The organism is Acidovorax sp. FG60 (assembly GCF_057808995.1).
The window spans coordinates 179,947-205,084 of record NZ_JBMDJC010000004.1 but is presented as its reverse complement, the minus strand read 5'-3'; the positions used below and the strand labels follow the sequence as shown (position 1 = coordinate 205,084).

25 protein-coding genes and 1 pseudogene are annotated in these 25,138 nt (G+C 62.9%); 13 read left to right on the top strand and 13 right to left on the bottom strand.

Annotated elements, in window-relative coordinates; all coding sequences use genetic code 11:
* Positions 1-24 precede the first annotated feature (24 nt).
* The 6 genes from ACODS0_RS08130 (at position 25) to ACODS0_RS08105 (ending at position 4,936) form a co-directional block, all read left to right on the top strand.
* Positions 25-1,248, top strand: coding sequence for a class I SAM-dependent methyltransferase (locus tag ACODS0_RS08130; protein ID WP_488834365.1), 1,224 nt, complete (start codon positions 25-27; stop codon positions 1,246-1,248).
* Positions 1,249-1,337: 89 nt separating this feature from the next.
* The gene (locus ACODS0_RS08125; protein WP_121421602.1) at positions 1,338-1,835 is read left to right on the top strand and encodes a chalcone isomerase family protein; all 498 of its coding nucleotides are present in this window, start codon (positions 1,338-1,340) and stop codon (positions 1,833-1,835) included.
* Entirely contained in the window at positions 1,832-3,127 is a 1,296-nt protein-coding gene (locus ACODS0_RS08120) for an MFS transporter (RefSeq protein ID WP_488834142.1), read from the top strand. Before ACODS0_RS08125 ends, ACODS0_RS08120 begins: the two co-directional genes overlap by 4 nt.
* A gap of 26 nt (positions 3,128-3,153) precedes the next feature.
* Positions 3,154-3,696, top strand: a complete 543-nt coding sequence (locus tag ACODS0_RS08115) for a DUF3833 domain-containing protein (protein WP_488834140.1) — start codon at positions 3,154-3,156, stop codon at positions 3,694-3,696.
* A complete protein-coding gene (locus ACODS0_RS08110; RefSeq protein ID WP_488834139.1) occupies positions 3,693-4,475 on the top strand; it encodes an SDR family NAD(P)-dependent oxidoreductase in 783 nt (260 codons plus the stop codon). The genes ACODS0_RS08115 and ACODS0_RS08110 overlap by 4 nt, the downstream gene beginning before the upstream one ends.
* A gap of 5 nt (positions 4,476-4,480) precedes the next feature.
* A complete protein-coding gene (locus ACODS0_RS08105) occupies positions 4,481-4,936 on the top strand; it encodes a nuclear transport factor 2 family protein (RefSeq protein WP_055394683.1) in 456 nt (151 codons plus the stop codon).
* A 30-nt stretch (positions 4,937-4,966) separates the two neighbouring features.
* On the opposite strand, the gene ACODS0_RS08100 is transcribed toward ACODS0_RS08105, so the two are convergent.
* The 8 genes from ACODS0_RS08100 to ACODS0_RS08065 form a co-directional block, all read right to left on the bottom strand.
* Complete coding sequence (locus tag ACODS0_RS08100) at positions 4,967-5,872, bottom strand: sugar phosphate isomerase/epimerase family protein (protein WP_055394681.1); 906 nt, start codon at positions 5,870-5,872, stop codon at positions 4,967-4,969.
* A gap of 15 nt (positions 5,873-5,887) precedes the next feature.
* Entirely contained in the window at positions 5,888-6,787 is a 900-nt protein-coding gene (locus ACODS0_RS08095; RefSeq protein ID WP_228897187.1) for a VOC family protein, read from the bottom strand.
* Positions 6,788-6,823: 36 nt separating this feature from the next.
* Positions 6,824-7,735, bottom strand: a complete 912-nt coding sequence (locus ACODS0_RS08090; protein WP_488834135.1) for a shikimate dehydrogenase — start codon at positions 7,733-7,735, stop codon at positions 6,824-6,826.
* A gap of 83 nt (positions 7,736-7,818) precedes the next feature.
* Positions 7,819-8,823: a TRAP transporter substrate-binding protein gene (locus ACODS0_RS08085; RefSeq protein ID WP_488834133.1), complete on the bottom strand. Its 1,005-nt coding sequence runs from the start codon at positions 8,821-8,823 to the stop codon at positions 7,819-7,821.
* A gap of 73 nt (positions 8,824-8,896) precedes the next feature.
* Positions 8,897-10,177 carry a TRAP transporter large permease subunit gene (locus ACODS0_RS08080; RefSeq protein WP_488834131.1) on the bottom strand — a complete coding sequence of 427 codons (1,281 nt, stop codon included), beginning with the start codon at positions 10,175-10,177 and terminating at the stop codon, positions 8,897-8,899.
* A gap of 23 nt (positions 10,178-10,200) precedes the next feature.
* Positions 10,201-10,788: a TRAP transporter small permease gene (locus ACODS0_RS08075; protein WP_094289513.1), complete on the bottom strand. Its 588-nt coding sequence runs from the start codon at positions 10,786-10,788 to the stop codon at positions 10,201-10,203.
* A 178-nt stretch (positions 10,789-10,966) separates the two neighbouring features.
* The gene (locus ACODS0_RS08070; protein WP_063459681.1) at positions 10,967-11,683 is read right to left on the bottom strand and encodes a TetR/AcrR family transcriptional regulator; all 717 of its coding nucleotides are present in this window, start codon (positions 11,681-11,683) and stop codon (positions 10,967-10,969) included.
* Positions 11,684-11,751: 68 nt separating this feature from the next.
* Positions 11,752-12,366: a glutathione S-transferase N-terminal domain-containing protein gene (locus ACODS0_RS08065; RefSeq protein WP_488834129.1), complete on the bottom strand. Its 615-nt coding sequence runs from the start codon at positions 12,364-12,366 to the stop codon at positions 11,752-11,754.
* Between the two features lie 119 nt (positions 12,367-12,485).
* Here ACODS0_RS08065 and purB point away from each other — a divergent pair, with 119 nt between their 5' ends.
* Together purB and ACODS0_RS08055 are read left to right on the top strand one after the other, a co-directional pair.
* On the top strand, positions 12,486-13,865 hold the full coding sequence (gene purB / locus ACODS0_RS08060; RefSeq protein WP_488834126.1) for an adenylosuccinate lyase: 1,380 nt from the start codon (positions 12,486-12,488) through the stop codon (positions 13,863-13,865).
* A 186-nt stretch (positions 13,866-14,051) separates the two neighbouring features.
* Positions 14,052-14,612, top strand: a complete 561-nt coding sequence (locus ACODS0_RS08055; protein ID WP_008903834.1) for a YaeQ family protein — start codon at positions 14,052-14,054, stop codon at positions 14,610-14,612.
* A gap of 75 nt (positions 14,613-14,687) precedes the next feature.
* Here the strand turns inward: ACODS0_RS08055 and ACODS0_RS08050 are convergent, their stop codons facing one another.
* Positions 14,688-14,993, bottom strand: a complete 306-nt coding sequence (locus ACODS0_RS08050) for a putative signal transducing protein (protein WP_055394551.1) — start codon at positions 14,991-14,993, stop codon at positions 14,688-14,690.
* Between the two features lie 94 nt (positions 14,994-15,087).
* Positions 15,088-15,528, bottom strand: coding sequence for a DUF3717 domain-containing protein (locus ACODS0_RS08045; RefSeq protein ID WP_488834123.1), 441 nt, complete (start codon positions 15,526-15,528; stop codon positions 15,088-15,090).
* A 487-nt stretch (positions 15,529-16,015) separates the two neighbouring features.
* On the opposite strand from ACODS0_RS08045, the gene ACODS0_RS08040 reads away from it, so the two are divergent.
* From ACODS0_RS08040 to ACODS0_RS08030, 3 genes are all read left to right on the top strand, one after another.
* The gene (locus ACODS0_RS08040; RefSeq protein WP_055394555.1) at positions 16,016-16,750 is read left to right on the top strand and encodes a TerC family protein; all 735 of its coding nucleotides are present in this window, start codon (positions 16,016-16,018) and stop codon (positions 16,748-16,750) included.
* Between the two features lie 78 nt (positions 16,751-16,828).
* Positions 16,829-17,287, top strand: a complete 459-nt coding sequence (locus ACODS0_RS08035) for a hypothetical protein (protein ID WP_218300852.1) — start codon at positions 16,829-16,831, stop codon at positions 17,285-17,287.
* Positions 17,288-17,373: 86 nt separating this feature from the next.
* Positions 17,374-17,727 carry a phage holin family protein gene (locus ACODS0_RS08030; RefSeq protein ID WP_055394559.1) on the top strand — a complete coding sequence of 118 codons (354 nt, stop codon included), beginning with the start codon at positions 17,374-17,376 and terminating at the stop codon, positions 17,725-17,727.
* Here the strand turns inward: ACODS0_RS08030 and ACODS0_RS08025 are convergent.
* Positions 17,695-19,254: a M48 family metalloprotease gene (locus ACODS0_RS08025; RefSeq protein WP_488834119.1), complete on the bottom strand. Its 1,560-nt coding sequence runs from the start codon at positions 19,252-19,254 to the stop codon at positions 17,695-17,697. The genes ACODS0_RS08030 and ACODS0_RS08025 overlap by 33 nt on opposite strands.
* A 100-nt stretch (positions 19,255-19,354) precedes the next feature.
* On the opposite strand from ACODS0_RS08025, the gene moaC reads away from it, so the two are divergent.
* A complete protein-coding gene (gene moaC, locus ACODS0_RS08020; protein WP_488834117.1) occupies positions 19,355-19,849 on the top strand; it encodes a cyclic pyranopterin monophosphate synthase MoaC in 495 nt (164 codons plus the stop codon).
* Between the two features lie 145 nt (positions 19,850-19,994).
* Positions 19,995-23,003: a fused MFS/spermidine synthase gene (locus ACODS0_RS08015; protein ID WP_488834116.1), complete on the top strand. Its 3,009-nt coding sequence runs from the start codon at positions 19,995-19,997 to the stop codon at positions 23,001-23,003.
* A gap of 39 nt (positions 23,004-23,042) precedes the next feature.
* Here ACODS0_RS08015 and ACODS0_RS08010 read toward each other — a convergent pair whose 3' ends face one another.
* Positions 23,043-23,822 (bottom strand): hypothetical protein, encoded by a 780-nt coding sequence (locus ACODS0_RS08010; protein ID WP_488834114.1) that lies wholly within the window; start codon positions 23,820-23,822, stop codon positions 23,043-23,045.
* Between the two features lie 33 nt (positions 23,823-23,855).
* Positions 23,856-25,116: pseudogene (locus tag ACODS0_RS08005) on the bottom strand (IS3 family transposase).
* Positions 25,117-25,138: the final 22 nt, after the last annotated feature.

The window sequence follows — 25,138 nt, the reverse complement described above, 5'->3', positions numbered from 1 at the left end:
TCCATGACGAACGAGAACGCCGCCATGAACTCCACCACCGCCCCCCGCACCGCCCTGGCCCTGCCCGCTGGCACCCCCGCTGCCGCCCGCACGGCGCTCAAGCTGCTGCAGCGCCTGCAGCATGGCCACCTCACGGTGCAGCTGCCCGACGGCACGCTGCAGCACTTCGGGCACGGTGATGGCCCCTCGGCCGCGATCACGCTCAAGAACTGGAACGTGTGCAGTGCCGCACTCCGGTCGGGCGACATCGGCTTTGCCGAGAGCTACATCGCGGGCGACTGGACCACGCCGCACCTGACCGACCTGCTCAAGCTCTTCATCGCCAACCGCCAGCAGGTGGAAGGCGTGATCTACGGCACCTGGGCCGGGCGTCTGCTATATCGCATAAAGCACCTGCTCAACCGCAACACCCGCGCCAACAGCCAGAAGAACATCCATGCCCACTACGACCTGGGCAACGCGTTCTACGAACTCTGGCTGGACGACACGATGAACTATTCGTCCGCCTGGTTCGAGGGCGATGCAGGCGGCGACATGCGCAAAGCCCAGCACGCCAAGGTGCGCCGCGCGCTGCGCATGGCGGGGGTGCAGCCAAATTCTCGAGTGCTGGAAATTGGCTGTGGCTGGGGTGCGCTGGCCGAGATGGCGACCGTGGAATTCGGCGCCCACCTGACGGGAGTGACTCTCTCCACAGAGCAGCTCGCATTCGCGCAAAAGCGCATGGCACAGCAGGGGGGGGCCGAGCACGCCGACCTGCGCCTGCAGGACTACCGTGACATCCAGGACGGCCCGTACGACGCCATCTGCTCCATCGAGATGGTCGAGGCCGTGGGCCGCGAATACTGGCCCACCTATTTCCAGTCGGTGAACCGCCTGCTCAAGCCAGGTGGCAAGGCCTGCATCCAGAGCATCGTGATCGACGACAGCCTGTTCGAGCGCTACATCAGTTCCACGGATTTCATCCAGCAGTACATCTTCCCCGGAGGCTGCCTGCCGTGTCCGCGCGAGTTCCGCCGAGAGGCCGAGGCGGCAGGCCTGCGCGTGGTCGACGAGTTTGCGTTTGGCCAGGACTACGCCGAAACCCTCAAGCGCTGGCGCGAGCGCTTTCTGGCGCAGCGCACGCAAATCCTGCAGCTGGGGTTTGACCAGCGCTTCCTGCACATCTGGGAGTTCTACCTGGCGTACTGCGAAGCGGCATTTGCGATGAGCAACATCGACCTGGTGCAGTACACGCTGGTGAAGGATTGAATGCTATGAAAAACATAGCTATTACCGCTTTATGGATAAGCGCTGGAGCATTTTTTTATTCAAATTCCGCTATCGCGCAGGCCGTGCCAATGGCCCAGGCGGCAGAGTCGGCCACCGCCACGCCCCTGTCAGGCGTGCGCCTGGCGGGCCAGGGCGTGCTCCGGTTTCTGGGCTTCGAGATCTACCGCGCCCGCCTGTGGGTGCAGCCCGGCTTTGACGCAGACAACTACGGCGCCCAGCCGTTGGCGCTGGAGCTGACCTACCACCGCGACTTCACGGCCGAGGCCATCGCCAAACGCTCACTGGAAGAGATGCGCCGCGTGGGCAGCTTCACGCCCCAACAGGCCACGCGCTGGCAGCAGGCGCTGCAGGCCGCGTTGCCGGATGTGAAGTCGGGCGACCGCCTGCTGGGCATTCACCAGCCGGGCGTGGGTGCGGTGTTCAAGATGGCGGGGCGTGTCGTCGGTGAGGTGCCGGACGCCGAGTTCTCGCGCCTGTTCTTTGGCATCTGGCTGTCTCCGCAGACCTCCGAACCAGGGCTGCGCCAGGAATTGCTGGCCGCCACCCGCACTGCAGGCCAACCATGACCTCCACGCAGCCCATCCGCGCCAGCGCAGGCCTGGCCTATGGGCTGCTGGGCCTGCCGCTGGCGTTTGTGGCGCTGCCGCTGTATGTGCTGCTGCCCAACCACTATGCGCGCGAATTTGGCATGCCCCTGGCCACGCTGGGCTCGGTGCTGCTGGCAGCGCGGCTGTTTGATGCGTTCACCGACCCGCTGCTGGGCCGCCTGTCTGACTACCTCTTCGGCCGTTCGGTGCGGGCCGTGCTGGCGGTGGGCGCGGTGTCGGCTGTGGTGCTGGCGCTGGGGCTGACCAGCCTGTTCTTTCCCCTGGTGCGCGGGGCCGATGCGCTGATTGCCTGGGCACTGGTGGCATTGCTCATCACTTACACCGCCTACAGCCAGCTCAGCATTGCACACCAGTCCTGGGGCGCGCGCCTGGGCGGCGACGAGCTGCAGCGTGGCCGCATCGTGGCCTGGCGCGAGGGTGCTGCACTGGCCGGCGTGGTGCTGGCATCGGTGCTGCCCGCGCTGCTGGGCCTGCCGGTGATGCTCAGTGTGTTTGCCATCACCCTGCTGCTAGGCTGGTGGGCCTGGACCAGAGCCCCGCGCCCCGCAGCGCATGCGGGTGTCGCCGTGGCCGGTGTGTACCGCCCCCCGCAGCGCGCCAGCCTGTGGCGGCCCTGGGGCCGCCCTGCCTTCCGCCGCCTGCTGGCGGTGTTCATGCTCAACGGCATTGCCAGCGCCATACCGGCCACGCTGGTACTGTTTTTTATTCAGGACCGGCTGCAGGCCCCGCCCGCGCAGGAGCCCATGTTCCTCGCGGCCTATTTCGTGTGCGCTGCGCTGTCCATCCCGCTGTGGCTGCGTGCCGTGGCGCGCTGGGGCCTGGCGCGCACCTGGTTGGCGGGCATGCTGCTGGCGATTGCCGTGTTTGTGTGGACTGCGTTTCTGGGCGCGGGTGATGTGGTTCCGTTCCTCGTCGTCTGTGCGCTGTCCGGCGTGGCGCTGGGCACCGACCTGGCCCTGCCCAGCGCCTTGCTGGCTGGCGTGATTGCCGCCGAGGGCGACAGCGGCCAGCACGAGGGCGCGTACTTTGGCTGGTGGAACTTTGCCACCAAGCTCAACCTGGCACTGGCGGCAGGCCTGGCGCTGCCCCTGCTGGGATGGCTGGGCTACAGCCCCGGAACGCGAAGCGATGACGGTTTGCAGACCCTCGGCCTGGCCTATGCGGTGTTGCCCTGCGTGCTCAAGTTCACCGCTGCGGCCGCGCTCTATCTCCTCATTCTGCGCCGCCCGCGTGGCGCGGCGATTGTTTGAATTCGAACCGACCAAGGCCCACCACCATGATGCAAAGACGTCTCCTCCTTTCGGCCGCTGTGGCCGCACCCGTGGTGCTGTCTGGCTGCGCCAGCCAGAACCTCGATGGCTACGCCAGCGAAAAACCGGTGCTGGACCTGGCCCAGTATTTCAACGGCAAGATCGACGCCTACGGCATCTTCCAGGACCGCAGCGGCCAGATCGTCAAGCGCTTCACCGTGGTCATGGACTGCAGCTGGAAAGGCAACGAGGGCGTGCTCGACGAAGCCTTCACCTATTCCGACGGCACCACGCAGCGCCGCATCTGGCGGCTGACGAAGCATGCCGACGGCCGCTACACCGGCACCGCCGACGATGTGGTGGGCACGGCCAACGGCCAGACGCGTGGCAACGCCTTCCGCTGGAACTACACACTGGCCCTGCCCGTGGGTGGCAAGGTCTACAACGTGGACCTGGACGACTGGATGTACCTCATTGACGACCGCGTGATGCTCAACCGCGCCACCATGAGCAAGTTCGGCGTGCGCCTGGGCGAGATCACCCTGTCCTTCACCAAACGCGCACCATGAGCCTCAACCCACCCCTGCGCGACTGGCATGGCCGCCGGGCCTGGCTCATCGGGGCCAGCAGCGGCATTGGCCGGGCCACAGCGGCTGCGCTGCATGCGCGCGGCGCGCAGGTCATCGTGTCGGCGCGCAGTGGTGATGCGCTGAACGCCTTTGCCCGGCAGCACCCCGGCAGCACGGCGCTGGCTTTTGACACCGCCGAACCGGCACAGGTGCAGGCCGCCGCCGCGCAGGTGCTGGCGGAGGGTGTTCCCGACATGGTGTGCTATTGCGCGGGCTACTACCGCGACATGCGCGCCACCGACTTCGATCTGGACGTGATGCTGCGCCACGAGCAGATCAACTACAACGGCGTGCTGCATGTGCTGGCTGGCGTGTTGCCCGCCATGCTGACTGCAGCGCAGGCCGGGCGCCCGGGCCATGTGAGCCTGATCAGCAGCGTGGCGGGCTTTCGGGGGCTGCCCAAGAGCCTGGCCTATGGCCCCACCAAGGCGGCCCTCATCAACCTGGCCGAGGCGTTGTACCTGGACCTGCATGACCTGGGCATGGGCGTGAGCGTGATCAACCCGGGCTTTGTGGCCACGCCGCTCACGGCGGGCAACGACTTCACCATGCCGGCCCTCATCTCACCCGAAGCTGCGGCGGCGGCCATCGTGCAGGGCTGGGAGCGGGGGCATTTCGACATCCACTTTCCCAAGCGCTTCACGCGGGTGATGAAACTGCTGCGTGTGCTGCCGTATCGGTGGTACTTTCCGGCGGTTCGAAAATTCACAGGTCTTTGAACGGTATGCACCCACCGGAAACCACGATCGCTACGGAAGAAGCCGTTACGCGCGTCATTGCGTTCTTTGAAAACCTGTCGCCCGCCGATGTGGCGACCATCGGCCAGTTCTATGGGCCTCAGGCGCGCTTCAAGGATCCGTTCAACGAGGTGGTGGGCGTGCCTGCCATCCAGGGCATCTTTGCCCACATGTTCGAGGCACTGGAGCAGCCGCGTTTTGTGGTCACCGGCCGCGTGGTGCAGGGGCAGCAATGTTTTCTGACCTGGGACTTCCTGTTCGCCTTCAAGGACTTCCACAAGGGCGTGACGCAGACGGTGCGCGGTGCCTCGCACCTGGTGCTGGACGAACAAGGCCTGGTGAGCTTGCACCGCGACTATTGGGACGCTGCCGAAGAGCTGTACGAAAAGCTGCCCGTGGTGGGCGCGCTGATGCGCTGGCTCAAGAAACGCGCCAACAGCTGATCGTTGGCCGCTGACGCTTTGACGCGTTGGTCACGCCAGGGTCTTGATGCGCGGGTGTCCGGGCAGCGGTACGGCGCGCTGCAGCACCCCCTCCGCCAGCCACAGCGCACTGTTCCACGCGCGTTGCGCCACATAAGGCAGCGGCAGCTGCTGGTAGTCGTCGTTGAAGACCTCAAAGCTGTAGTCGCCCTGGTAGCCCATGCCATCGAGCGTGCGCACCAGCTCGGCCAGCGCCTGGCTGTGCACGCCCTCGCCGGGGAACACGCGAAAGTGCCGCGCGGTCTCGATGCGCTCCTGCACCGTGCGGGTCTCCTGCCACATGAAGTCCGAAAGCTGCACCAGATAGATCTTGGCGGGGTCCACGTCTTCCAGGGCCGAGAGCGGCGTACTGGTGGCGAACTGGTGGTACGAGTCGATCGCCAGACCGAGGTTGGGGCAATCGGCCTGCTCCACTGCGGCCCAGGCCTGGTGCACTTCGTTGATGTGGCGGCCCCACGAGAGGCCTTCAAACGCTACACGGATGCCATGGGGCAGCGCCAGCAGCGCAAGCTTGCGCAGGTCGCGTGCAATGGCCTCGGCATCCGCCGTGGCGTGCGATGACGTGGAGCTGCAGGCCAGCAACACGGGCGCGCCCAGGTCGCGCGCCATCAGGATCATCTGCTTGGCAATGTCCACCTTGTAGCTGTGCAGGTGGCCCGACAGACCCTCGAAGTCGCGCAGCACCTGGAAACCCGTCACGCGCAGGCCACTGTTGCGCACCGCGTGCACAGCGGCTTCGATGCCCTCAGGGTGGCCCACGATGTCGCGCGCGGCCAGCATGATCTGGCCGAAGCCGGCGGCTTTCACAGCGGCCAGCTTGGCCTCCAGTGGGCCCGCCAGGCTGATGGTGTCCATGCCGAAATCGGCGACGTTGCGTTGCATGGTGGATTGGCGCATGGGCGGTCTCCAGGCTCAGCGGGCGTCGAGCACCAGCTCGAAGCTGGGCGAGGCGGTGTCGGCGCGCGTGAGGGCACCGCGCGTGCCGGTGTGCACGCCCGTGGGCGACTCGACAAACTCCACGCCGCGCGCACGCAGCGCTTGCACCGTGGCCAGCACGTCGGGTGTGCCAAAGGCCACGCGCTGCAGCAGCTCCTCGGGGTCGGCATCCAGCGCATCGACCAGCGGTTCAATCAGCTGCCAGTGCAGCGTGCCGCAGGGGCTGGCCAGGATGCGGCCATGGGTGAGCACGCCAAACGACTGGTCGGGTGCCAGCTCGGCAAAGCCGAACAGCTCGCTGTAGAAATGGATCCAGTCTGCTGCGCGGCCCAGACCGATGTACTGCACCACGCCAAACAGGTGCAGGCCCTGCAGCGCGGGCGGGCGCGGGTTGACGGTGGGGATGGGCACAAAGTCCACGTCGTAGATCGAGAACTCCTTCCAGCGGTCCACAAAGTAGATGCGGCTCGCGCCCACGCCGTGGATGGCGGGGATGTTCAGCTCCATCACCTCGACCTCGGTGTGCACGGCCCACGCGCCCAGTTCCAGCACGCGGCGAAATGCTGCGGCTGCGTTGCCCACGCGGAAGGCGATGGCGGCCAGCACCGGTGTTTCGGTGAGTGCGGGCGGCGCATGCACGCCGGTGCGTTCGGTGTCCTGGTGCGCGTTGACGATGATGTTCATGTCACCCTGGCGGTACAGCAGCACCTCGCGCGAGCGGTGGCGCGCCACGGGCTGAAAACCCATGCGCTCCAGCGCCTGGCCCAGCGCCTGCGGGCGGCTGGTGGCGTATTCGATGAACTCGATGCCCTGCAGGCCCAGGGGGTTGGGCATGTCGCCCAGCGCTTCGCGGGTGGCCACCATCGGGGTGCTCATGGGTTCAGCTCCTTGTGTTGTCGTGCGCGGAAGGGGTCAGCGGGCGCTGCTGACCAGGCGGCGGAAATGTGCGTCCATGCGGGCGGCGTCAGGGGCCTCGCCGGTGAACAGCTCAAACGCTCCCACGGCCTGGCCCACGGCCATGCCGCCGCCGTCCGATACCCGGCAGCCCAGCGCGCGCGCGGCCTGCACCAGGGCGGTGTCGAGCGGGAAATACACGACTTCGGACACCCACATGGCGGGGCGCAGCAGGCCCACATCCAGCGGCAGGCCGGGCAGCTTGTCCATGCCCGTGGGCGTGGCGTGGATCAGCCCGGTGGCGTGGGCCATGGCCGAGCGGATCTCACCGGCCTCGGCGCGCGCGCCGTAGAGCGCATTCACGTCGGCGGCCAGTTGTGCGGCGCGTTCGGGTTGTGCATCGACGATGCTCAGGTGCTCGGCGCCCAGGCGCAGCACGGCGTGTGCAATCGCAGCACCTGCGCCACCCGCGCCCAGCAGTACGACGCGTCGCAGGTCAGCGCCGGGCAGTGCGCGGGTAAAGCCCCAGGCCCAGCCCGATCCGTCGGTGTTGTGCCCTACCAGTTGTCCGTCGCGGATGACCACCGTGTTCACTGCGCCCATGGCGCGCGCTTCTTCCGACAGGCTGTCGAGGTGGGGGATCACCGCCTGCTTGCAGGGGTAGGTCACGTTGCAGCCCGCATAGCCCATGATGCGCGCTGCCGACAGCAGCGTGGGCAGTTGTTCGGGTGACGACGCCGAGCGGTCCAGGTCGATGAGCTGGTAGTGCAGGCGCATGCCGTGGTGGCGTGCTTCTTCTTCGTGCAGGGCAGGCGACAGCGACTTCTGGATGCCGGCACCGATCAGCCCGATCAGCACCTTGCGGGGGCTAGTGGAAGACATGGTGGACGTGGTGGGGATGACCGGGGGATCGAGGAGCTGGGGGCTCATGGGGCGGGCGGAATGCGGGGTGGGCGCGCTGCCGGGTTGGTGGTGTGTTCACCGCACGGCAGCGCAGGGGTTGCAGCGGTTGCTTACTTGCCGCCGCGCAGTTTGGCCAGCGTGGAATAGACCTCTTGCACGGTCTCGGCGCCCACCTTCTCGCTGTGTTTTTCAACGACGGGTTTCACCTTGGCGCGCAGCTTGTCCAGCTCGGCAGGCGAGAACTCGGACACCTGCATGCCCGCCTTCTTGAGGTCGTCGAGCGCCACGTTGGCCTGCACGCGCGACACGCCGCGCTGGAAGGTCGTGGCTTCTGCCATGGCGTCGTTCAGCGCCTTCTGGTCAGCGGGGTTCAGACTGTCCCAGAACTTCTTGCTCACGATCACGGCCTGGGGGTTGTACATGTGGCGCGTGACGGTGAGGTACTTCTGCACCTCGGCAAACTTGGACGACAGGATGGTGGAGAACGGGTTCTCCTGGCCGTCCACGGCCTTCTGTTCCATGGCGGTGTACAGCTCGGGGAAGGGCATGGGCACCGCGTTGGCGCCCAGCGCGTTGAAGAGGTCGATGTAGATCGGCGACTGGATCACGCGGATCTTGAGACCCGCGATGTCCTCGGCCTTGGTGATGGGTTTCTTGCTGTTGGTGAGGTTGCGGAAACCCAGCTCCCAGTAGCCCAGACCGACCAGGTTTTTGGCCTGCAGCTTGTCGAGCAGTTTCTTGCCGAAGGGGCCGTCGGTCACGGCATCGGCCTCTTGGGGCGTGGCAAACAGGAACGGGAAGTCGTAGATGCCGAATTCCTTGGCCTGGGCCGACAAGATGCCCGCGTTGAGTACGGTCATCTCCACCGTGCCGCCCTGCAGGGCCGACACGGTCTGCAGGTCACCGCCCAGCGTGCCGCCGGGGAAGAGCTTGACGGCAATGCGGCCGTTGGTCTTGGCCGCCACGAGGTCCGCAAACTTTTGCGCGCCCTGAGCTTGCGGGTGGTCCTTCTGGTTCTGGAAAGCGAACTTGATGGTGCGCTCCTGGGCATGCGCGGCGGACAGCAGCGACGCGGCAACCAGGGCGGTGGCGAGCAGGGTTTTGAGCAGTTTCATGGAAATGTCTCCTTGGGTTTTTAGGCGGGGCAGAAACGGAGCGGAAAGAAAAGGACCGGGGCGCAGATGGGGGTCAACCACTCAACCAGCGCAGCGGCACCATGACGATGGAGGGGAACAGCACCAGCAGGAACATCACGGCCAACTGGGCCAGCATGAAGGGCGTGACGCCGCGTGTGACCTGCGACATGGACATGCGCCCCACCCCGGCCACCACGTTGAGCACCGTGCCCACGGGTGGGGTGATGAGCCCGATGGCGTTGTTGATGATGAAGAGCACGCCGAAGTACACCGGGTCGATGCCTGCAGCCTTGACCACCGGCATCAGCACGGGCGTAAGGATGAGTATGGTGGGCGTCATGTCCATGGCCGTGCCCACCACCATGACCAGCAGCATGATGGCGATCAGCAGCAGCGTTGGGTTGCCCATGAACGGCTCCAGCATGCCGATGACCTTGGAGGGCAGGTCGGCCACGGTGATCAGCCAGGCGGACACCATGGCGGCCGCCACCAGGAACATCACCACTGCGCTGGTGCGGGCCGAGGCGCGGAAGATGTCGGCCAGCTGGCGCCAGCTCAGCTCGCGGTAGACCACCATGGACACGAACAGCGCATACACGGCGGCCACCACGGCGGCTTCGGTGGGGGTGAAGACTCCCATGCGCAGCCCCACCAGGATGATGAGGGGCAGGCCCAGCGCCCACACGGCTTCGCGCAAGGCCACGGTCAGTTCGGCTCGGGTGGCCCGCTTTGGGGGCGCCACATCTTCGCGCCGCACCAGCCACCACCAGGTGAGGGCGAGCGCCAAGCCCAGCAGGATGCCCGGCACGATGCCTGCCAGAAACAGCTTGCTGATAGATACGTTGGCCGCTACGCCAAAGATCACGAAACCGATGGACGGTGGAATCACCGGGGCGATGATGCCGGCCGACGCTATGAGCCCGGCCGAGCGCTCCTTGTTGTGGCCTGCTGCCACCATCATGGGCAGCAGCAGGGAGGCCAGCGCTGCAGCATCGGCCACGGCCGAGCCCGACACGGCAGCCAGGATCACTGCCGCCATGATGGCCACATAACCCAGTCCGCCGGGCACGTGGCCGACCAGCGTGAGCGCCAGCTTCACGATGCGCTTGGACAGGCCGCCCACATTCATGATCTCGCCCGCCAGCATGAAGAAGGGCACGGCCAGCAGCGGAAAGCTGTCGGCGCCGTTGATCACGTTCTGCGCCAGGATCTGCGCGTCGAACAGGTCCAGATGCCACATCAGCGCCACGCCGCTGATGAGCAGCGCAAACGCGATGGGAATGCCGATCGCCATGGCGAGCAGCAAGGAGCCGAGGAAGATGGTGACGGTCATGGTGGAGTGCCTGTGCGGAGGGGTCAGGGGCGGCGGCTGCCGGGCGCTTCGTGGGATGTTTCGGCGCCCGCAGGGCGGTGCGCCAGGGCCGCCAGTTCTTCGCTTTCCTGCACCATGACCAGCTCATGCTCCGCCAGCGGAACGAACAGGGTGCGCAGCAGGTCGTGCAGCAGAATGGCCATGCCCGACCCGCCCATCAGCACGCCGCTGGCGTAGAAGATGCCCACCGAGGCGCCGGTCACGGGCGCTTCGGTTTCCCAGTTGATGAGCATCTGGGCCCAGCTGCCGCTCAGCAGCAACCACGACACATACAGCATGGCGATCTGCGCCAGCACCAGGCAGGCCTTCTTGCCCACGGCGGGCAGGCGCGACACCAGCGCATCCGTGCCCAGGTGGCCGTGTTCGCGCAGCGCCACCACGGCGCCCATGAAGGTCAGCCACACAAACAGCCAGCGCGAGAGTTCTTCCGACACCGTGATGCCGGAGTTCAGGGTGTAGCGCAGCACCACGTTGCCAAACACCAGCACCACCATCACCGCCAGACACAGGCCGGACAGTACATCCAGCACGCGGGTGTATCCCCGCAGCACGCGGTCGGCCAGTGCAAACATGGTGTCTCCAGTCGTTGTATTGAAACGCTGAAAGAATTTTGTACGAACTGGTTAGTATTTGATCTAGGTGCAAACCCTGCATGGTTTGGCATGGCATGGCGCAGCCATGCACGGCGCACCCAGGGTGCCGATGAGGAGCTTTTTGGCGCGGGACCGGGGTGTGCCCGGGCCGGGAGGGTCAGGGCCGCAGAAAGCGCACGATCATCTCGATGATCGATTCACGGCGTTGCGCCGTGGCGGCAGGGGTGTCGAGCGAGCGCTTGAAGATCGCGCCAAAGGTGTGGCGGTTGGCCTCGTTGAAGAAGCACAGCGCCGAGATGGACATGTGCAGGTCCACCGGGTCTACATCGGGGCGGAACACACCCGCCGCCACGCCACGCTGGTAGACATCGCGCACGGCATGGATGACGGGGATGTTCAGTTCCTGGATCGTGGCCGACTTGCTGATGAATTCGCCCCGGTGCATGTTCTCGTTCATCACCAGACGGATGAAGTCGGGGTTGGCGAGCTGGTAGTCCACCGTGAACCCCACCAGCGTGCGCAGGGCCTGCTCGGGTGCCAAGTCTTCAAGGTGCAACTCCGATTCGATGCGCCGGATGCGGCGGTAGGCCTCCTCCAGAACCGCGACGTACAGACCTTCCTTGCTACCGAAGTAGTAGTAGATCATGCGCTTGCTGGTGCTGGTCAGCGCCGCGATCTCGTCGATGCGCGCACCTGCCAGGCCCTTGTCGGCAAACTCTGCTGTGGCCACCTGCAGGATGTTGGCCATCGTGCGGTCGGGGTCGTTGACGCGGACCCGGTCCGCCCCGGGCGTGGTGGCGGCCTCGCGCGCCGCGCGTTGGCGGGTGGCCCGCACGTCGCCGGGTTTCGAAGGTTTTTGAACCATTTCGTTCATAAGCGCCCAAGCATACGGCAAGCCCGGCGCGGGGTCTTTACCAAACCCGGGCTGCCTGCGCCCGCCGCTCAGGACGGCTTGGTGTCTGCAAAGCTCGGGCGCAGCATCAGCTTGTCAAGCAGCTTACCCAGGTTGGGGTACTCGTTGCGCCAGGCGATGTCGGGGAAGCGGAACTCCAGCCAGCCCAGGGCGCAGCCCACGGCGATGTCGGACAGACTCAGGTGAATGCCGCTGCAATACGGCTTGTCGCCCAGACCCTGGCTCATGGACTTGAGGCCGTCGTTGACCTTGATCAGTTGGCGGTCGATCCAGGCCTGGCTGCGCTCGCTGTCCTTGCGATGGGCCCAGGTGGCCTCCAGGCGGGCCAGGATGGCGGCATCCATCACACCATCGGCCAGTGCCTCCCAGGTCTTGACCTCGGCGCGTTCGCGGCCTTGCGACGGGATCAGCTTGCCCACGGGCGACAGGGTGTCGAGGTATTCGACGATCACGCGGGAGTCAAAAACGGCCTCGCCGCCTTCCATTACCAAGCAGGGCACTTTGCCCAAGGGGTTGGAGGTGGAAATATGGGTGTCGTCTGCCCAGACGTTTTCTTGCACGAACTGGTAGTCGAGCTTTTTCTCGGCCATCACGATACGTACCTTGCGTACGTAGGGGCTGGCGGTGGCTCCGATCAATTTCATGGTGTGTCTTCCAGGGCGCGGGATAGGCTGAACGATTCGAGATTGATTCTATCGGCAGCTGCCCGCCCGCAAGCTGACGGCTGCGTGGCGCTTACACACCACGCCTACAATGGCGCGCCATGAGCCTGTCCACCATTACCGCCCTGTCGCCGCTTGACGGCCGTTACGCCAGCAAACTTGCCGCCCTGCGCCCCATCATGAGCGAACACGGCTACATGCACCGCCGTGTGCAGGTGGAAGTGGCCTGGTTCATTGCCCTGTCGGATGCCGGTTTTGCCGAGTTCAAGCCCCTGACCACGGGCGCCCGCGCCTATCTGCTCGGCCTGATCAAGAACTTCTCCGAAGCTGACGCCGCCGCCATCAAAGAGATCGAAAAAACAACAAACCACGACGTCAAAGCCGTCGAATACTGGATCAAGAGCAAGTTCGAGGCGCGCCCCGAGCTGGAAAAGGCCTCCGAATTTGTGCACTTTGCCTGCACCAGCGAAGACATCAACAACACCAGCCACGCGCTGCAGCTGCGTTCAGGTCGCGACCAGGTCATCCTGCCGGGCCTGGACCGCATCGTGCTCAAGCTGCGCGAAATGTCGCACGCCTTTGCCGACGTGCCCATGCTCAGCCGCACCCACGGCCAGACCGCCAGCCCCACCACCGTGGGCAAGGAAATGGCCAACGTGGTGATGCGCCTGCAAACGGCCTGCGAGAAGATCGCCGCCGTCAAGATCATGGGCAAGATGAACGGCGCCGTGGGCAACTACAACGCCCACCTGTCCGCCTGGCCTGAGTTTGACTGGGAAGCCTTCAGCAAGAAGGTCATCGAAACGCCCGAACCGCTGGGCCTGGGCCTGACCTTCCAGCCCTACTCGATCCAGATCGAGCCGCACGACTACATGGCCGAGCTGTTCGATGCCGTGGCCCGCGCCAACACCATCCTGATCGACCTGTCGCGCGACATCTGGGGCTACGTGAGCCTGGGCTACTTCAAGCAGCGCCTGAAGGCGGGCGAGATTGGTTCCAGCACCATGCCGCACAAGGTCAACCCGATTGACTTTGAAAACGCCGAAGGCAATCTGGGCCTGGCCAACTCGCTGCTCAAGCACCTGTCTGAAAAGCTGCCCATCAGCCGTTGGCAGCGGGATCTGACCGACAGCACCGTGCTGCGCAACATGGGCGTGGCCCTGGGCTACGCGGCGCTGGCTTATGCCTCGCTGTTGACCGGCCTGAACAAGCTGGAGCTGAACGAAGAAGCGCTGGCCGAAGACCTGGATGCTTCGTGGGAAGTGCTGGCCGAGCCCATCCAGACGGTGATGCGACGCTTTGGTGTGCAGGGCGCTTACGAAAAGCTCAAGGAAGTGACCCGTGGCAAGACCGTGACCGCCGAGGCGCTGCACGGCCTGATCGCCTCGCTGGAAATCCCCCAGGCAGAAAAAGACCGGCTGCTCGCGATGACTCCGGGTAGCTATGTGGGCAAGGCCGCCGAACTGGCACGAAGGGTGTGACCCCCCTGAGGCGCTGCGCGCCTTCCCCCCGAGGGGGACGCAACCCGTGGCCCGGCAAAGCCGGTTCCACGGTTGCGCTGGCTTGGGCACCGCCAGTTGCGTGCGCTGCCGGTCTTTTGAGATATTTTTTGCCTCTGGCGCTTTTCCGATAAGCGACGGCAGCTATCAATTTAATAGTGAGGCTGCATGGCCATCAAATCCACCATCTTCAAGGCGAACCTCCAGATCGCCGACATCGACCACGGCTACTACGCTGACCACGCCCTCACGCTGGCCCGCCACCCCAGCGAGACCGACGAGCGCATGATGGTCCGGCTGGCTGCTTTGGCCATCCAGGCGCACCAGCTCAACGACCTCTGCAACGGCGACGCCACGCTGGCATTTGGTGCGGGGCTGTCGGACCCGGATGACCCGGATGCCTCGCTCACCGACTTTACCGGCCGCAAGCGCGTGTGGATTGAGGTGGGCCAGCCCGAAGACAAGCCGCTCACCAAGGCCTGCAGCAAGGCCGATTCTGTGATCGTCTACTGCTTCAACCACGCCGCAGAGATCTGGTGGAAAGGCATCGAGACCAAACTGTCACGCCTGGAAAAGCTGCAGGTCTGGCGCATCCCCACGGAGGCATCCCAGGCACTGGCGCAGCTGGCCGAGCGCAGCATGCAACTGCAGGCTACGGTGCAGGAAGGCGCGATCACCCTGAGCAGCACGCAGGGCAGTGTGCATGTGGAGCCCGTGCGCTGGAAGTGACTGAAATACTGGTCAAAATGGCCTCTGGCGCTCGATGGATAAGCGTTAACAGCTATCAATTTGGTAGTTTTTGACTCAGTCTCGTGGCATGAGCGCGCCACACTGCCAGCACTGCTCGAATCCGCCTTCGACCGTCTCGCCGCACTGGCATGCCCAGCGGCGCTGTGGCAAATCCTGAAGCTCCTGCAGCAGCGCGCGTGCGCGGGTGGCGTGTTCGTCGTAGTCCAGCCAGATTTCGGGCAGGCACTGGTCCGGCGGCAGGTGCCCCGCCGCGGCACCCAGATACTGGCGCTGCACGGAGGCCGTCATGCCCGCTTCGCACAACAAGTCCGCCCACAGTGTGGCGATGGCGATGTTCGGGGCTTGGGTGAGGCGCAACATGGGCTCACCATAGCCGTTTGACTGCCGGGCGTACAGCCCCCGCGTGTTTGCAGCGTGCGAGGCGGGGCGATGTGTTGAAAAGAAAATGGGCGGGTCACGCCGCGCCCGCTGGCGTCGGCGCTTTGGATACCCCTTCGGCCGCCCGTTCTGCATAGCGGTTGAACCGCCACGCAGAGTGCTCCAGCGTGATGCGTCGCCACACCGCGCGTTTTTCGGCAGGGCCCATCGCGGGCCAGAACTGCACTTCGTCAAACGTGCGCCCACACCCCTTGCACAGGTCGTCGCCCTGGCTGGTGGAGCAGATGGCGATACAGGGCGTGTCGGGCGTGGTGCCGTACCAGGCATGCCAGGCATCCAGGGCATCCGGGGGCAGGCGGTCTTCTTCCACCACGTCCTCGCGCCGGAACACCATCTGCGCATAGACCTCTGCCAGCGCGCGGATCTCCGGGGCCAGGGAGACTCCGTCGGGCGAAGGCACCCGGCTGCGCCAGTGGTTGATGGCGGCTTCGATGTCGGTGATGTGGATGGCGGCCATGGAGGTTTGAGCGAAGGGGCTGGATCATAGCCGCGTGGACAAGGCAACCCTGGCAAAGGTGTTTTGCAGGGAGCTTCGGCCCCTTTTTGGCAGCCTTAGAGGGGCGTGTACGCAATAACCACAATCGTGCTGCCCTTGCGCGACCGTGCGGGCGATGTTCCAATCGACGCTTCGAAGGGGAGTAGCTCCCGACTTGCATTCCGGCATTGCCAAATTTTGGTGCGTGGGGGCGCGAGGCATCGGAACCGTCGTCAGTACGAAGCGAAACATCGCTTCCGGCGGTCCGGGTTCAGCGCATACCGCAAGGGCGCCGGGCTGAGCAAGACCTTTGATGGGCCCGCTGGGGCTGATCAAGGCCGTCCTTTCGTTGCTTGCCCTGTCAGGGCAGTCCTTGATCCCCCGACCGCAGGCCCTTTATCCCTTGGGTGGACTCGGCGCTACAGTGGCGGCGAACTCCCCCTTCGCGTGTATTGATACTGAGGAATTTATGGACTTTTTGGCTTCGCCCGAATTCTGGCTCGCACTCGGCCAGATCATCATCATCGACATCTTGCTGGGCGGCGACAACGCGGTGGTCATCGCGCTGGCCTGCCGCAAGCTGCCTCCGGCCCAGCGTACCAAGGGCATCATCTGGGGCACTGCCGGGGCCATTGTTCTGCGTGTGATCCTGATCGCCTTTGCGATGACCCTGCTGGCGCTGCCGTTCCTCAAGTTCGTGGGCGCGCTGTTGCTGGTGTGGATTGGCGTCAAACTGCTGGCTCCCGATGAAGAGGGCCACGGTGACGTGCAAGGCAGCGACAAGCTGCTGGCCGCCATCAAGACCATCATCGTGGCCGACCTGGTGATGAGCGTGGACAACGTGATCGCCATTGCGGGCGCTGCGCAGAATGCGGGCGAGCACCAGTTCCTGCTGGTCGTGCTGGGCCTTCTGATCTCTATCCCGATCATCGTCTGGGGTAGCCAGCTGGTCATCAAGCTCATGGAGCGTTTCCCGATGATCATCACGGCGGGCGGCATGCTGCTGGGCTGGATCGCTGGCGGCATGCTGGTGACGGACCCTGCTTTCTCGAACCCCGACAAGTGGCAGTGGATGCTGAAACTGCCACAGACAGACATGATCAAGTACGGTGCCAGCGTGGCGGGTGCGCTGCTGGTTCTGCTGGCTGGCAAGATCATCGTTGCGCGCCGCGCGGCGGCGGCACCTGCCGAGCAGCAGGGCTAAAGGCAGACATACGGAACCGACCATTGCAAAAGGGGGCTTTATGCCCCCTTTTGTCCTTGGTCCTCAATGGGAGTCGGTATGGACAGAGTCATCGTGTATGTGGACGACGCGGTTTATGCGCAGCAGGTGCTGGCACCTTTGTTCGCGCGCGACGCGGCTGCCAGAACACAATGGGTGCTGGTGGCCTGCGCGCCACGGATGACCCATCGCATCAGCAAGTGGGTAAGCCACAGCGCCCGTGAAAACTGGCGAGCCAAGTGGGCTGACAAGCTGTTTGCCCAGATCCTTCCCGTGCTGCGGGTGCCCACGGACAGAGTGACCACCGTACTGGCCAAGGGGCCGCTGGCGGAGCTGACCGATCAGTTGCAGGCTGCAGGCGCCTCCGTGGCCCAGGTGGTAGATGCGCGCCGGCCCAAGACGGATTTGGCACAGGAGCCTGCGCCTGTGCGCCCGGACAAAGGCTGGTCGCCAATGCCAGGAACGCTGGGCAGCCTGCTCACGGGTTGCGGAGCGTTGTGGATGCTGGCTTTCGAATAGGCAGTCAGCGCGGGGGCTGACTGCCAGGGGCTTGGCTCCCGTTTTGCGCATTTCTTGGTTCCCTCGGCCGGTGCTATTCTCCGGCCATGAAACTCCTCCTGAAATGGCTTCTCAGCGCTGCATCGCTGCTGTTTGTGGCCTATGTCTACAGCGGTGTGGAAGTGCAGAGCTTCACCTCCGCGCTGATCGCGGCCTTTGTCATTGGCCTGTTCAACGTGGTGTTGCGGCCCGTGCTGGTGGTGCTGACGCTGCCGGTCACCATCGTCACCGTCGGCCTTTTTCTCTTCGTCATCAACGCGCTCATGTTCTGGGCCGCCGCCAGCGTACTGGACGGGTTCCACGTCAATGGCTTCGGCGCGGCGCTGCTCGGGTCGCTGATCTATTCGCTGCTGGGTGTGCTGATTGAATCAGCGCTCGGCGGCCTGTTCGCGAAGAAGTGACTCCACCGCGCGCAGCCGGGTGTCGATGATGGACGCCTCAATGTGGTCCACCTGCGGTCCACCCCGCCGTGCCAGATCCTGGCCCGCCTTGAAGCGGTCTACCGCAGCCGCATAGTCATAGCGCGCGGCGTGGGCCTCTGCCTCGGCGCGCACTGCGCGCAGTGCCTGGCCTTGAGCCTGCCAGGTGGACGCCAAAAGCTGCCACGCCGTCGCATCCCGGGGGTGCGTGGCCACCCAGGTTTGCAGGGCGCTGGTTCCTTCGGCAGCGCGCCCAGCGCGCAGCAAGGCCTGTGTGCGCAAAACCAGTTCAGGGCGCCGGTTGCTGCTGGTGGTGGTGTTGCTCGCATCGGCAGTCAGTGCGTTGACTGCGGCCGCAGCGTCGCCTGCTGCCAGTTCGATTTCGGCGGCGAGCAGCTTTGCCAGCCGGTGGGCCGCGGCATCATTGCGCACCAGGTCCTCCAGCTTCTTTGCGGCAGTGCGTGCACCTGCAGCGTCCCGAAGCTGGTTGCTGCCCAGCGCAGCTGCGTACAGCACGCCCACGCGCCGGGAGGCGGGCAGGGCTGCAAAACCGGAACCTTGCGGCTCGGCAATCCACTGGCGCAAGGTGTCCACGCCGGGGTTGGCCAATACCCGGGCACGCGCTGCAACCATTGCGTGTTCCAGCGTTGATGGCACTGTGGCCGCTGCGGCAGCCTCTCCGGGCGGAAGGCGCGAATGCATGTCTGCCATGCGCTCGGTGGTCAGCGGATGGCTGCGCAGATACGGCCACGAGCCGTTGTCGTTGAGCCGGTTGGCCTGCTGGAGCTTGTCGAACATGCTGACAAAGCCCTGGGGTGCAAACCCGGCGGGGGCCATCAGGCCATAGCCAATGCGGTCCGCCTCGCGCTCCATGTCGCGCGAAAAGTTCAGCTGGTTCTGCATGGCCAGCGCCTGCCCCCCCACCACCAGCGCCTGCGTGGCGCCCGGATTCTTGCTGGCCGCCAGCGCGCCCAGAATCATCGCCCCCAGCAGCAGGGGCGTCTGCTTGCTTTGCTGGGTGATGAGGCGCGAGATGTGGCGCTGGGTGACGTGGCTGAGCTCGTGGGCCAGCACCGAGGCCAGCTCGTCGCGGGTGGTAACGACCCCGATCAGGCCAAGGTGGACGCCCAGATAGCCGCCCGGCAACGCAAACGCGTTCACCGTGCGGTCGCGCCCCAGCAGGATCTCCCACGCGAAGCGCTCATCCAGCTCCGGCGAGAGCTCCCCGCGCGCCTTGGCTGCAGCCATCAAAGGGCGCCAGATACCCTGCACATAGTCGGCAATGACGGGGTCGTCGATGTAGTCGGGGTCTCTGTAGAGTTCGCGGATGATGCGGTCACCCAGGCGGCGCTCGGCGCTGGTGGTGAGGTCGCTGGGGTCGCCGAGGGTGGGCAAGGCCGTCTGGGCACTCGCCACTGGTGCGTAGAAAATGCTGTTTGCTATAAAAATTATAGCTGCTAGCGCTTTCTGAACAAGCGCTACAAGCCACTTTTGTTGAAATTTTTGCACGAAGGTCCTTTGTCCACCCTCAGGGCCATGCACATGCGTTGCCCTGTACGGCTAACGCCTTATGATGCCTTCGCCCCAAAAACGTTTCGCTCCATTGTCCATGTCCACCCCCGCCTCACCCCTCACCCACTTCGATGCCCAAGGCCAAGCCCACATGGTGGACGTTGGCGCCAAGGCCGCCACCCACCGCGTGGCCGTCGCCACCGGCCGCATCGAGATGCAGCCGGAAACCTTGGCCTTGATCGAATCTGGGACTGCCAAAAAAGGCGACGTGCTGGGCGTGGCCCGCATCGCGGGCATCATGGCGGCCAAGAAGACCAGTGAGTTGATTCCGCTGTGCCACCCGCTGGCGCTGACGCGGATTGCTATTGAATTTGAAGCTGCCGGGGACCGCCATCCGGGCATTGTGGGCATATTTTGCTCTGCAACCGTAGAAACCGTGGGGCAGACGGGTGTGGAGATGGAAGCGCTGACTGCCGTGCAGGTGGCCTTACTGACCATTTACGACATGTGCAAGGCTGTGGACCGGGAGATGGTGGTCCATGGGGTGCGAGTAGCAGAGAAGCGGGGGGGGAAGTCGGAGTGGAGCACGTAATAATACTCTCCAGCGCGGCCATCTGGACTGCCATCAATTTCACGTAACCCGTGAGTCATGACTATCGCATCAGCGGCCTGAGCATCATTTTTGCATCGCTCTTCAAATCATCCCGTCCCCAGCGCAATTCTGGAACTTTCATTCAATGACATCTCCCTTCAAAAGCTCGCGGCCTGGCTTGCTCGCAATTTTTGTCATCTCCGGTTTTGCTGGGCTGATATACCAGTCAATTTGGTCACACTATTTGGGGCTCTTTCTGGGCCACGCCGCATACGCGCAGGCTCTGGTGCTGGCGATCTTCATGGGGGGCATGGCGGCGGGCGCCGCATGGATTGCCCAGGCGGGGCAGCGCTGGCGCAATTTGATCCGGAGTTATGCCGTCATTGAGGCAATCATTGGCGTCCTTGGTTTGCTGTTCCACTGGGTCTTCACGGGCGTGGCCGGTTTCAGTTACGACACCCTGATTCCGGCGCTGGGTTCACCATTGGCGGTGGACATTGCCCGCTGGAGCATTGCAGCGCTGCTGATCCTTCCGCAAACCATTCTTCTCGGCATGACCTTCCCGCTCATGAGCGGCGGATTAATCCGCCGCTACCCCGGCAGTGCAGGCAACCTTCTGGGCGGGCTGTATTTCACCAACAGCATCGGCGCGGCCATTGGCGCACTGGTGGCAGTCTTCGTGCTGCTGCCTTCGGTGGGCCTGCCCGGTGCCATGGTCACTGCCGGGATTTTGAACTTCGTCGTTGCCGCGCTGGCCTGGTGGCTGGCACGCGAGCCTGAACCAGCCCCCGCTAAAGCCGTGACAGCGGCCGACGCTCCTGGGCAATCCCTTCGCACAAACCCTCTGCTGCGCACCGTCCTGTTCGGCACCGCATTGTCCGGCGCGGCGTCCTTCGCGTATGAAATCATTTGGATTCGCATGCTCAGCATGGCCGTCGGCAGCACGATGCACGCGTTCGAGTTGATGCTGGCTTCTTTCATCGCAGGCATTGCCCTGGGTGGCCTGTGGGTGCGCAAGCAAGCCGACAAGACCGATTCACCCCTGCGGCTGGTGGGCTGGATGCAAGTTTTGATGGGTATCGCGGCACTGGCGTCTCTGTTCGTCTATGCCAATGCTTTTTCCTGGGTGGGCTGGCTAATGCAGGCCCTAGCCAAGTCCGACGGTGGCTACGCGTTGTTCAATTTGGGCACCGCCACTATCGCCATCGTCATCATGCTGCCCGCTGCATTCTTTGCGGGCACGACCCTGCCACTTTTCACGGTGGCGTTGCTCCGCGCGGGGCAAGGCGAACGCGCCATTGGCCGGGTATATGCATGGAACACCCTTGGCGCCATCCTGGGCGTATTTGCCGCCATCCACCTGTTGATTCCCGTCTTGGGCCTCAAGCTGGCCCTGTGCGTCGCAGCCATCGTGGATATTGGCATTGGTCTGTTCCTGCTGCGGGCCCAGGCCGAGGACAAACGCTCCATGCTTCGCTTCGCGTTGGCTGGCGGCTTGGCCGCCACTGCGCTCGTTCTCGCGGTGCGCGTGCCTTTCGACCCCATGACCATGGCTTCCGGCGTGTTTCGCCATGGTCGCACCAGCCTTATGGCTGATGATCGAATTCTCTATTACCGGGACGGGAAAACTTCGAGCGTTTCGGTGGTTGTATCACCGGAGGGCAGCGTTCAAATTGCCACCAACGGAAAAATTGATGCCTCCATCGCTATGAAGGATGGCGTTGAGCCTATTGTTGATGAACCCACGATGACATTGGCCGCCGCGCTACCTCTTGCGATGCACGCCGATCCAAAGCGCATAGGCGTCATTGGCTTCGGCTCCGGCCTGACGACCCATACGCTGCTGGGAGATTCAAGGGTAGAGCGTGTCGACACCATTGAAATTGAAGAGGCAATGGTTGCAGGGGCTCAAGCGTTTGGGGATCGCGTGAAGCGAGCGTATACAGATCCGCGGTCGCGCATTGTGATCGACGATGCAAAATCCTATTTTGCAGGTCAGAAAACCAAATACGATATTATTGTATCCGAGCCCTCTAATCCCTGGATTAGTGGCATTGGTGCTCTATTTTCCAAAGAGTTTTACAAGTTTATCCCTACCCAGCTGAATGAGAATGGACTCTTTATTCAATGGATTCAACTCTATGAAATTGATGAGCCGCTCGTGGGATCTATATTGAATGCTATGGCGCCGGCATTTGATGATTATTCGGCTTGGCTTAGCAATTACTCTGATCTATTGATCGTGGCCAGTCCCAATGGCCCGCTTCCGAAAGTAGAAGTGGACCGCTTGATGGCAGGCCCCCTGAAGGCCGAGCTGGCTCGATTGGGAATTGGTACCGCTGAGCAACTTAATTTCCGGAAGGTAAGCGACGGCAGGTTGCTGCGGGCATTTGCGCGCACACACTCCTCGCGGCCAGCAAATTCCGATTATTTTCCCATACTCGGGTTAAATGCGCCAAAAACCAGATACAAGGTCATTGAAGCTGCGGAGTTGGTGCAATTGCCGATCCAACCCCTCTTGTTTTTAGAGGCACTAAAAATCAGAAACCCCTTGCCGGCAGCAGTTCAACCAACTGAAATTAATCACTTTTTGCCCGAAATATTCACACGACGTGCCCGTGCGCTGGCTGCCGATCTGCGTGGAGATTCGACGGATGATCTGGTGAAAGGGTTATTGCCAAAGGTGTACGAGCCGACCATATTGCTTCGGGCCGCAGTACCTACCTGTGGGAAAATCTGGACACCTGCGCAAAACGAAGTTTTGGCAGAACGCCTTCTGGACGTCGCAGAAATGACAATCAGCTATCTGCCACCGGAATTATTGAATGGCGTTTGGATTGAGCCAAAATGGCATCAATGCAAAATAATGCCAGATGATTTTAAGCGCACCTTCAAAATGCTGGATGCCATGGCTCGCCGTGATTATCTTGTCGTAGAAAGTGTAAGCAGGGAATGGCTTGAAAAAACGCCTGAAAGTTCAGCGCTGCGGAGGTACTTTGCGCCAGTGGCCTTGTCTAATATACTTGCCTCACTGGCTCGCGATGAAAAGTGGGAAGATGTAATTTCAACAGAAAAAGTATTGGGAAATAATGTGACATCTAAAGGCGCATATCTTCAGCAGCGCCTGTTTCTGAAAGCCATGGCAGTTGATTGACGCTTTAAGGATTGAGATTTTGATAGATAATTGCGCGGCTCAAAACCCATCGACTGCGAGATATTCTATGGGTTGAAGGGTTTTGGAATCAAGAACTGCAATCCAATCCTTGGTCATTTTGCTGGTTATTGGCAAGTAAAGTAAATCGCTCTTGTTAATATTGATTCCGTCCAATTTTCGCGCCCACACTTCTGCCGTCAATGTGCCGCGTGCTGCAAGTTCGAGTAGTGGTTTGGCGCGATATCGAATTGCATTCTCAGCCTGAGAATATGGTATCCACCAAGAAGGCCTTGCGCTGGGCTCTACGCCTTGCAATGAAAATTCAAGACTTTGCAAGCGTTCGTCTGCATCCTTTGGTTGCCGTACTGCGGCTAGTTGAATTCCTGTCGACGGTAGTGTCTGGAATTCAGGAAGTGCTCTGGGAAATTCGGCTTCATCAATTTCAACAGCCGTGACGACCACGAGACGGTCGTTCTCAAAAACCACCATGACGGGCCGCGCCTCCCAAAGCGCATGCATGCCATAGACCAATGCACCAAGCTGGATGACCCCTACCGCGGTCCAATCCACCAGCAACGCGCGGCGTGTTTTTGTTGGATTACTGAGGTAAAAATTCAACAATGGCCCGCACACTACATCTACAGCAATCAATACGGCTACAAGCGTGCTGACGCCAAGCATCTCGCCGAACGGTGCTGGATACCAGCCCTTGAAAATCCAGAGTGCTGCCAATACCGCGATGATTAAACTGAGAAGCGCGTGCCGTGCAGCAATGTGAGCCGCAAATTTCCATCGCGTTGAACTCCATACTCGATTCATTTCTTCTTGACCCGTCCTGGAATAGGTTGACACCTATGCGGGATTGAATCCCAGCCGCAATTGGCTTGCAAGAGACGCCCGGTGCATCGCATCGGGCGTTTTGTATTCTAGGGACAGGTGGGGCCGCTGCTCGTTGTATAGACGCAATGACTCGCTCACCATGGTCTTGGCCTGCTCAAGGTTTGCCGGGCGGTGCAGCAGGAATTCCATCTTCAGGATGCCGTTAACCCGTTCTGCCAAGGCATTCTGGTAGCAGTCGTAGCCATCGGTCATCGAGCAGGTGATCTCATGGCGGTCATGGATGCGTTGGTACTCCGCCGAACAGTATTGGATGCCCCGATCAGAGTGGTGCACCAGCTTCTGGCTGGTCTGCCTGTTGCGCAGAGCCATTTTCAGCGCCTGGCTGACCTGAGCAGTCTCCAGCCCTTCATGTACATGCCAGCCCACGATCTTGCGGGAATAGGCATCCGTTACCAGGCTCAGGTAAGCCGGTTTTTCTTTGGTGGGCAGGTAGGTAATGTCTGCCACCCACAGCTGTTCGCAGCCGCTAGGTACCACCTTGGCTGCTGTGTCTTTAAGTAGGTTGGGATGGCGCCGGAAGCGATGGTGGCTGTTGGTGGTCTTGTGGTACGCCCGCTTGGGCAAGACCAGCATCCGTTCATGACGCAGGATGTCGAACAAGGCATCGCGGCCGAGCTTGATGCCCGCGTGCTGCAGCGGCTCCTTCAGCATGAAGTGCAGCTTGCGTGTGCCGATGCGCGGCTGGTGTCGCCGCTTCTCATCGACCATGGCCACTACGCTGGCCTGTTGTTCATCGCGCAGCCGTTGGCAGGCCAGGGCCTTGTAGTGCGCCTGCCGACTGATGCCCATGTACTGGCAAGCCCTCACAACGCTCAGCCCTTGGACGAGCTTTTCTTGGAGGACTTGCCAGCAGGCTTTTTTGTGATGGTTACCCCATGTTCGCGCTTGAGCACATGGATCACCGCCTCAAAGAACTGCGCTTTCTCCTGCGCCTGCTTCAGTTGCACCTCCAACTGCTTGATGCGCTGCTCGGGTGTCAGCGGCTTGGATGGCTCTTGCATGGGTGTGTGGGTCCTTTGAAGCCCGATGATGCGGCCTGCCAGTCCTGGCGGCCATGCTTGCGCAGCCAGACCAGCACGGTCGAGGCACCCTGGATGCCATAGCGCTCCTGGGCTTGCCCGTACGTCAGCTCGCCTCTTTCTACCTGATCCACCACCGCCAGCTTAAAGGCCAGTGTGTAGTCCTTCTGCGTTCTCTTAACCCATTGATCCACTTGACTTTCCTTCCTGATGAAC